Raw genomic sequence first — 8,453 nt, forward strand, 5'->3', positions numbered from 1 at the left:
GCTCACATGCTTTCCGTGGCTCACATGCTTTCCGGGGCTCACGTGGCCAGAGTGACCCTCGTGCGGCTCGTGGCCGCTCACCTCGTGGTGATGACCGGCATGTTTTCCGTGATCTTCGTGCTTGTCCATACCTCTAAACTATACCCCTAGGGGGTATCTGGCAATGAATGGTTTGACTCAGTTCCCCGGTGGCGAAATCAGGACCCCAGGCACTACGCCACGGACATCCTCCACCGCCCGCAGAAACAACGCAGGCTCTTAATCAGTAGGTTAAGGGCAAGCTAAACCTGTCGGCATTGAGACCCTCGGAGATTGAATTTAGCCGCGTGGACGCACCGACTATTGTGGACTACTCATTTGGGATCGGAACAACGCTGTTAACGAGGATGCCCGGATCAAAGCAGGAGGGACCCGGCTAGGGATAAAGCAGGGACAGATCATTGGCGGCAGGTGCGCAACAAGACGCCCCGAGTCTTTCACTGGCGTCGGCCTTATCCCGGCCTCATACCAATTCTTCCGTGGGAAACGAAAAATCCTGGCCGAAGCCAGGATTTCTCTCTTTGTACACCGCCAGGGACTCGAACCCTGAACCCACTGATTAAGAGTCAGTTGCTCTACCATTGAGCTAGCGGTGCGCGCAAGAAATAACAATACTCTGGCGGTGCTATCCAGTTCAAACTGGTTGGCCCGTTTTTTGCTGTGAAGTCCTGCACAGAAGCCCATGACCGGTTTTGGTTCCGGTTCATATGGCATTTCTATCCCGACTCATGTGGCAGTCTGATGGGGTGACTGCTTCGCCTGCCCCGCTCAATGACGCCCTGGATGAACTTGCCGACCGCTTTGGAGAGAATCCTCCGGCGGATGATGTCTACGACGCCTTCCATGCCTGGGTCGAATCAACGGGCAAGGATCTCTATCCGCACCAGGACGAGGCGCTTATGGCGGCGCTGGATGGGGATCACCTCATTGTTTCCACCCCCACGGGCTCCGGCAAATCAATGATTGCGATGGCAGCGTTGTTTGTTGCCCTGTCGGAGGGTCGCAGCGGTTACTACACCGCTCCCCTTAAAGCCCTGGTCTCGGAGAAGTTCTTTGACCTTATCGGACTATTCGGAGCCGCGAACGTCGGCATGGTGACGGGCGATTCCACAATCAACGCTGATGCGCCAATCATTTGTTGCACGGCGGAGATCCTTGCAAACGTCGCTCTGCGGGAGGGCAAGGGCGCCGATGCTGGCGTCGTGATCTCCGACGAGTTCCATTTCTTCTCCGAGCCGGACCGCGGATGGGCATGGCAGGTCCCACTTCTCGAGCTCACAAACACCCAGCACATTCTCCTGTCGGCAACCCTGGGCGACACCTCGCACTTCGTTGAAGATCTTGAGAAACGGACGGACCGTCAGGTGTCGATCATCGACAACGCAGAACGTCCGGTTCCGCTCAGCTATAACTATTCCCTGGAGACGGTGTCCGAGACGATCAAGGAACTCGTTTCCACACACCGCTCCCCCGTCTATATCGTCCACTTCTCTCAGCTTGCCGCGGTCTCCGCAGCAACCGAGCTTCAGTCGGTTGCCCTATCGACGAAGGAACAGAAGACAGAGATTGCCGAGGAGATCGGGGACTTCCGGTTCGGCCCGGGTTTCGGCGCCGTCCTGTCCAAATTGCTCCGAGCGGGAATCGGTGTACACCACGCCGGTATGCTCCCCCGCTATCGCCGCCTCGTAGAAAGGCTTGCCCAGCAGGGCCTTCTGAGAGTTATCTGCGGAACCGACACCCTCGGAGTTGGCATCAACGTTCCAATCCGAACGGTATTGCTCACGAGCCTTGCGAAGTTCGACGGTGAGAAGCAGCGCCAGCTCACGGCACGCGAGTTCCACCAGATCGCAGGCCGAGCGGGCCGGGCTGGCTTTGATACCACCGGCGAGGTTGTTGTCCAAGCACCCGAGCATGAGATTGAGAACGCCAAGGCGGAAGCAAAGGCCGCGGAACGGAAGAAGAAGTTCCAGAAGAAGAAGCCCCCGGAGGGGCAGGTCAACTGGACCCGGTCCACCTTTGAACGCCTTATCTCTGCCGCTCCCGAGACTCTCGAGTCCCGCATGCAGATCACGCACGCGATGATGCTCCAGATCCTGGCAAGGGCCGGAGACCCGGTAAAAACCGTCTACCGGCTTCTTACAGACAACTACGAGCCGAGAAGAGCATCCAACCCTCTGCTGCGCCGGGCCATCGATATCTACGTTTCCTTGCGCGCCGCCGGCGTTATCGTTCACCACGACCGGGACTGGCGAGAAGCCAACCCTGATAAGCCCGCCATTGAGCTGGCTCGGGAGGTCCCGGACGACTTTGCGCTAAATGCCCCGCTCTCCCCGTTTGCTCTCGCGGCACTCGAATTGCTGGACATGGAGTCACCCACGTACGCACTTGATGCCGTATCGATCATCGAATCGGTGCAGGAAGACCCCCGACCAATACTCGTTGCCCAACGGCGCCACGAGCGGGACGTGGCCATGGCTTCCATGAAGGCCGAGGGGCTGGAATACAACGAGCGGATGGCGAGACTCGATGAGATCACGTGGCCTCGCCCGCTGGCCGACCTTCTCGACCCCGCTCTCGAAACCTATCGTCAAACGAATCCGTGGGTTTCCGACTTTGAGCTCTCCCCGAAGTCCGTTGTGCGCGACATGATCGAACACTCGATGACGTTCTCCGAACTCATTTCGAAAAACGACGCCGCCCGCAGCGAGGGCGTTGTCCTGCGGTACCTGACCGACACGTACAAGGCTCTGCGTCAGATTATCCCGGAGGATGCGCTAACGGATGACCTGCAAGACATCATCGACTGGCTGGGCGAACTCGTTCGTTCGGTCGACTCCTCTCTCATTGCCGAATGGGAGGCGCTTGCCGACGGCATGATCGACGATGCCGAAATCATGGCGCACACCAAGATTCCGCAGGGCGGCACGGAACGTGCCTTCGGGGCACGCGAAGACGGCACCGTCCCGATCACCGCCAACCTCCATGCCTTCCGTACGATCGTGCGGAACTGGATGTGGCGCTTCGTTGAGGCGGCCGCCGATGAAGACATCGACAAGCTGGAGTCCCTCTCCCTCCCGGCCACGGTGGCGCCGGCCGAGAAGATCGACGGCGATACGTGGGATAAGTTCCTGGACGACTACTACGCCGATCACGAGTGGCTGGGAACCGATACCGGCTCCCGCTCTGCAAGCTTCCTGCGGTTCAACGAATCCCCCGAGGTAGCCGACTTTGTTGACGCCGGCCTCAGCGAGGACGCGGCGCAAGAGGCTGGCGCAAAGAAGATGTGGATCGTTCACCAGGTGATTGACGATGGTGAGGAGTCGCGTGACACGGAGTTCGTTGCCATCGTTGATCTTGACGAAAGCACCGCCGCAGATCGCCTGATCGCTTCTCTCGTTAGAATAGGAGACGTTGTCTAGAAGGAGAGCAATGATCAGCGAGCGTTACCAACAACTCACGGCAGAGGTTAACGAAGCCTCGGCGGGCGGGGACGTTCGTGTCCTGCTTGCGGCGAAGCATCAGCCAGCTGAGAAGATCATGGAAGCGCTCCAAGCGGGCGCAACACTGCTTGGCCACAACATCATCCAGCAGCTCACCGCCACCGAAGAGGCCCTCGCAGAGCTTGGGGCACCGGAGCATGAAACCCACGTGATCGGGCACGTCCAGTCCAACAAGGCACGGGCAGCCCTGCGGCACGCTCACACAATCGAGACAGTCGACTCCGCCAAGACCGTCCGCCGCCTCTCAACGGTGAGCGATGATCTCGGCGTCGACCGGAACGTGTTTATTCAGGTGAACTCGGCGGGTGCGGAACCCCAGTTCGGAATCGACCCAGAGGATGCCAAAGAACTCGCCGACCTGATTCGCTCGCTCCCCCGCCTCACCTTGACGGGCCTCATGACAATCGGAGCCAATACGGACAACGAGACACAGATCCACACGTCATTCGCGCTCACCCGTGAACTGTCCGAGTCCCTGCGGGCCGATGGTCACGACTCCTGTACGGAGCTGTCCATGGGAATGAGTGGAGATTGGCGGATTGCGGTCGACGAGGGCTCCACCATCATTCGCGTTGGCCGTCAGGTCTTCGGGGAACGGGACAAGGCGTAAGGAAACTGGGAAGACGGAAGTGGGGAAGAAACACTGATGCTTCTTCCCCACCGACTTCCCTATTCTCTGGCCTCGAGCTTTGCGTTACTCTCCAGAGGTGTTTGCTCGAGAGGCGCTCACTACAGTGGCGCCACCCCAGCCTTAAATAGGCCGTAGATGTAGCCATCGGTGAGGGCTTCCCAGGAGGCCTCGACAACGTCCTTGCCGACACCGACCGTTGCCCAGACCCCGGCAGGTGAGGCCATGGACACGATGACTCGGGTGGTTGCCCGGGTGGCTGCGGAGCCGTCGAGGATACGGACCTTGAAGTCCGTGAGCTCGCAACTGTCCAGTTCCGGATAAACCGGGACAAGGGCAGAGCGCAACGCGTGGTCGAGAGCGTCAACCGGTCCGACTCCTTCACCGACCGTCAGGGAGCGCCCCATGCCGGTGGAGAGTTTGACGACCGCTTCGGCCCCGTTGGACCTGTCGATGCTTCCAGAGAGGTGGGTTGTCCACGACTCAATATCAAAGTAGGACAGGCGTGAGCCATCAATGATTTCGCGAATCAGCAGTTCAACGGACGCATCCGTCGCGTCGTACGTGTAGCCCTGGGCTTCGGCGGCCTTGATGCGGGAGGTAACTTCGGCCAGAACATCGGGCCTGTTCGACAGGTCAAGTCCAACCTCACGGGCCTTGAGCTCTATCGAGGCCCGTCCCGCCATATCCGACACGATCATTCTCATGTCATTACCGACAAGTGCGGGATCGATGTGCTGGTAAAGGTCCGCGTCCACGCGGATCGCGGATGCGTGGAGCCCCGCCTTGTGGGCGAAGGCCGAGATTCCCGTGTAGGGCTGACGACCGTAGGGGGCAATGTTGACGAGTTCGGCAACCGCATGAGAGACACGGGTCTGCTCGGCAAGTTGCTCGGCCGTGACAACGTCCTTACCCATTTTGAGCTGAAGATTGGCAACAGCCGTCAGAATGTTGGCATTGCCGGTGCGCTCGCCGTAGCCATTGACTGTGCCCTGGATATGGGAGGCGCCAGCCGTGACCGCAACGAGCGTGTTCGCCACCGCCATCTCGCCGTCGTTGTGGGCATGAATGCCGAGGCGCGGCTCGAGGCCTTCTTCCGCAAGGCGTGCCTTCAGTTCGCTCACGAGGGTCAGGATCTGGTGCGGCAGTGCCCCACCGTTCGTGTCGCATGGAATGATGGTCGAGGCGCCTGCCTTCGCGGCCGCGACTGCAACGGAGAATGTATAGTCCCCGTTGTCAGCCGCTCCGTCGAAGAAGTGTTCCAGGTCGACCATGACCTCACGGCCCTGGGCGGTCAGGTACTCGACGGTGTCGGTGACCATCGCAAGGTTTTCTTCTTCCGTGGTGCGTAGCGCGAGCTCCACGTGCCGAGCATCCGACTTGGCGACAAGCGTGATGATCGGGGCGCCCGAATCGAGAAGAGCCGCAACCTGCGGATCATCCTGGACGGCCACGTGCGCTTTTCTCGTTGCACCGAAGGCAGCAAGCTTCGCGCTCGTCAGCGGGTTCGAGTCTTTGAGTACGGCGAAGAACTCGGTGTCCCGCGGGATCGCCCCCGGCCATCCGCCTTCGATGATGTCGGCGCCGTAGGACTCGAGGAGCGGCAGGAGAGTCACCTTGTCGGCAACCGACAGGTTCATGCCCTCCTGCTGCGCCCCATCCCGTAGCGTCGTGTCGTATACGACGAGGTTGTCGCTCATGCTGACAGCTGGTAGGTCCAGTTGTATGGATCCGGTGCGTGGCCGAGCTGAATCGACGTCACCTGGTCGTATATCGACTTGGTGACATCCCCGCCGGTCACGGATACATCGAAGCCCTCGCCCGCGATCCTGCCGATCGGTGTCACGACTGCGGCGGTGCCGCAAGCAAAGACCTCGGCGACCTTGCCGGACTCGATGTCGGCAATAAGGGACTGAAGCGGGATCGTTTCTTCCCGGACAACGGTTCCGCGGTCGCGCAGGATCTGAAGGATCGCACCGCGGGTGCCACCCTCGAGGATGTTCCCTGTAAGAACCGGGGTGGAGACCGAGCCGTCCTCGTAGACGACGAAGACGTTCATGCCGCCCAGTTCATCGACGTTCGTGTTCGTCGCAGCATCGAGGAAGCAGACTTCGTCGAAGCCCTCCTCGTGGGCCGCGAGCTTCGGAACGAGCGACGACGCATAGTTGCCGCCGCACTTTGCTGCCCCGGTTCCACCCGGGCCCGCCCGGTGGTAGTCCGGGGACACCCAGACGGAAATCGGCTGGAAGCCGTTCACGAAGTACGGTCCCGAGGGGGATGCGATGCAGAGGTAGTCGAGCCGGCGAGCAGAACGCACTCCAAGGAAGGGCTCGGTAGCAATGATAAACGGGCGCAGGTAAAGCGAGGACCCGGGAACCGAAGGAACCCAGTCAGCATCCGCACGGACCAGGCCAACGATTGAGGCAAGGAAATCCTCGACGGGAAGCTCCGGGATCGCCAGGCGACGGGCCGAGGCGTTGAGCCGTGCCGCGTTGTAGCCGGGCCTAAACGACCAAATCGAACCGTCATCATGACGGTATGCCTTGAGGCCCTCAAAGATCTCCTGGCCATAGTGGAAGACCGCGGCCGCAGGGTCGAGCGTGAGGGGGCCGTAGGGCTCGATAACCTTCGAGTGCCAACCCTTGCCCTCGTCGTAGACCGCGTGAGCCATGTGGTCCGTGTAGTCCACGCCAAAGCTCAGCCGGTTGAAGATCGCTTCCCGCTGTTCACGGGTCGCCGGATGCTTCTTCGGGTGCAGGTCCCAGGCGCCAGCAACCTCATCGGCGGTCGGTAGCGGCAGGGCGGCGGCCTGCTCTAGTTCAGAAATAGTTTCTGTCATGTTCTGGCCTTCCTAAATCCGTGCGACGACAGCATCGCCGATCTCGCTCGTGGTGCGGACAAGAGGCGTGCCCGCCTCGGCAGCATCCGCCCTCTCCTCCATGTCAGCATCGACGGCGACCCGGATCTTCTTTGCCTCGTCAACAAGGCCCAGGTGCTCAAGCATGAGAGCGACGGACGAGATCGTGGCGATCGGATCGGCCTTCTGCTGACCGGCAATGTCGGGAGCGGAGCCGTGGACGGGCTCGAACATCGAGGGGAAAGCGCCGTCGGGATTGACGTTGCCCGAGGCAGCCAGGCCGATACCGCCGGTGATAGCGCCCGCCTCATCGGTGAGAATGTCTCCAAACAGGTTGTCGGTGACGATGACGTCAAAGCGAGCCGGATCGGTAACGAGGAAGATCGTTGCGGCGTCGACGTGCAGGTAGTCCGTCATAACGTCCGGGAATTCCTGGCCAACACGCTCAACGGTGCGCCGCCAGAGATGCCCGGCATTCACGAGAACGTTGTGCTTGTGGACGAGGGTGAGGCGGTTGTCGCGCTGAGTCGCAAGGCCGAAGGCGTAGCGGACGACGCGCTCGACACCGTAGGCGGTGTTGATCGAGACCTCGGTCGCGATCTCGTGCGGGGTGTCCTGGCGGACCACGCCGCCGTTGCCTGCGTAGAGGCCCTCGGTGCCCTCCCGGACGACGACGAAGTCGATGTCGCCGGGATTGGCAAGCGGCGTGGGGACGCCGCGGTAGTACTTGGAGGGGCGAAGGTTCACGTAGTGATCAAGAGCGAACCGCAGCTTGAGAAGGAGGCCGCGCTCAAGGATTCCCGAGGGAAGCGACGGGTCACCAACGGCGCCAAGAAGAATCGCGTCGTGGGTGGAAATCTGCTCGAACTCATCATCGGGCAGGACCTCGCCCGTGCGGTGCCAGCGGTCGGCACCCAGATCGAAGACAGTTTCTTCGACGGTGACGCCCGAATCGCGCAGTGCCGCATTCATGGCCTTGAGGCCCTCGGCAACGACTTCGGGGCCAATCCCGTCTCCCGGAATTACAGCAAGCTTAATCGTTCGGCTCATGTCCTCATCCTAGCTCTTGGTCCACATTCTGAAATGCCAATTTCACCATTCGGGAGCGCGTGTGGAACCCGCCCCCGTTAAGAATTAAGTAGATTCCCGGTGTTCCATCTTCCGGGCACCCATCTCAGTCTCGCGTCTTCATCGGCGCCGAGACAGTCCTGCCACGAGTGGCCAGCAACTGCAATATCGGTGCCGGCTATCCCCTGCAAAAGCCGTGCCGCCGCCGCGAAAGCCGTGCCGCCGTTGCGGTTGTCATCCCTTGTAGGGAGCTCTGCCCCGTGGGTCGCTGTGCGCTTTGGGTCAATCCCCGCGCGCTGTTCGGTCATTTGAGCTTTAACTGCGAGACGTTCTTAGCGGTGGGACGTTTCTAGCGGTGGGA

5 protein-coding genes and 1 tRNA gene are annotated in these 8,453 nt (G+C 60.7%); 2 read left to right on the forward strand and 4 right to left on the reverse strand.

The genetic code is table 11. The features are described 5' to 3' along the window. Positions 1-563: 563 nt before the first annotated feature. Positions 564-635, reverse strand: a tRNA-Lys gene (locus ACTHUY_RS09025). 132 nt (positions 636-767) lie between these two features. Between ACTHUY_RS09025 and ACTHUY_RS09030 the strand changes: the two genes are divergently transcribed. Next, the gene (locus tag ACTHUY_RS09030; RefSeq protein WP_441654152.1) at positions 768-3,458 is read left to right on the forward strand and encodes a DEAD/DEAH box helicase; all 2,691 of its coding nucleotides are present in this window, start codon (positions 768-770) and stop codon (positions 3,456-3,458) included. 10 nt (positions 3,459-3,468) lie between these two features. Continuing rightward, on the forward strand, positions 3,469-4,149 hold the full coding sequence (locus ACTHUY_RS09035) for a YggS family pyridoxal phosphate-dependent enzyme (protein WP_441654153.1): 681 nt from the start codon (positions 3,469-3,471) through the stop codon (positions 4,147-4,149). A gap of 119 nt (positions 4,150-4,268) precedes the next feature. Here ACTHUY_RS09035 and cimA read toward each other — a convergent pair whose 3' ends face one another. From cimA to ACTHUY_RS09050, 3 genes are read right to left on the reverse strand one after another with little or no spacing between them, the layout of a single operon-like run. Beyond that, the gene (cimA, locus tag ACTHUY_RS09040; RefSeq protein ID WP_441654154.1) at positions 4,269-5,867 is read right to left on the reverse strand and encodes a citramalate synthase; all 1,599 of its coding nucleotides are present in this window, start codon (positions 5,865-5,867) and stop codon (positions 4,269-4,271) included. Next, the gene (locus ACTHUY_RS09045; RefSeq protein WP_441654155.1) at positions 5,864-7,006 is read right to left on the reverse strand and encodes a branched-chain amino acid aminotransferase; all 1,143 of its coding nucleotides are present in this window, start codon (positions 7,004-7,006) and stop codon (positions 5,864-5,866) included. Before ACTHUY_RS09045 ends, cimA begins: the two co-directional genes overlap by 4 nt. Before the next feature lie 12 nt (positions 7,007-7,018). After that, the gene (locus ACTHUY_RS09050; protein WP_441654156.1) at positions 7,019-8,074 is read right to left on the reverse strand and encodes a 3-isopropylmalate dehydrogenase; all 1,056 of its coding nucleotides are present in this window, start codon (positions 8,072-8,074) and stop codon (positions 7,019-7,021) included. Positions 8,075-8,453: the final 379 nt, after the last annotated feature.

Origin of the sequence: Flaviflexus sp., assembly GCF_052087705.1 — a bacterium.
In the GTDB taxonomy this organism is placed as follows: domain Bacteria; phylum Actinomycetota; class Actinomycetes; order Actinomycetales; family Actinomycetaceae; genus Flaviflexus; species Flaviflexus ciconiae.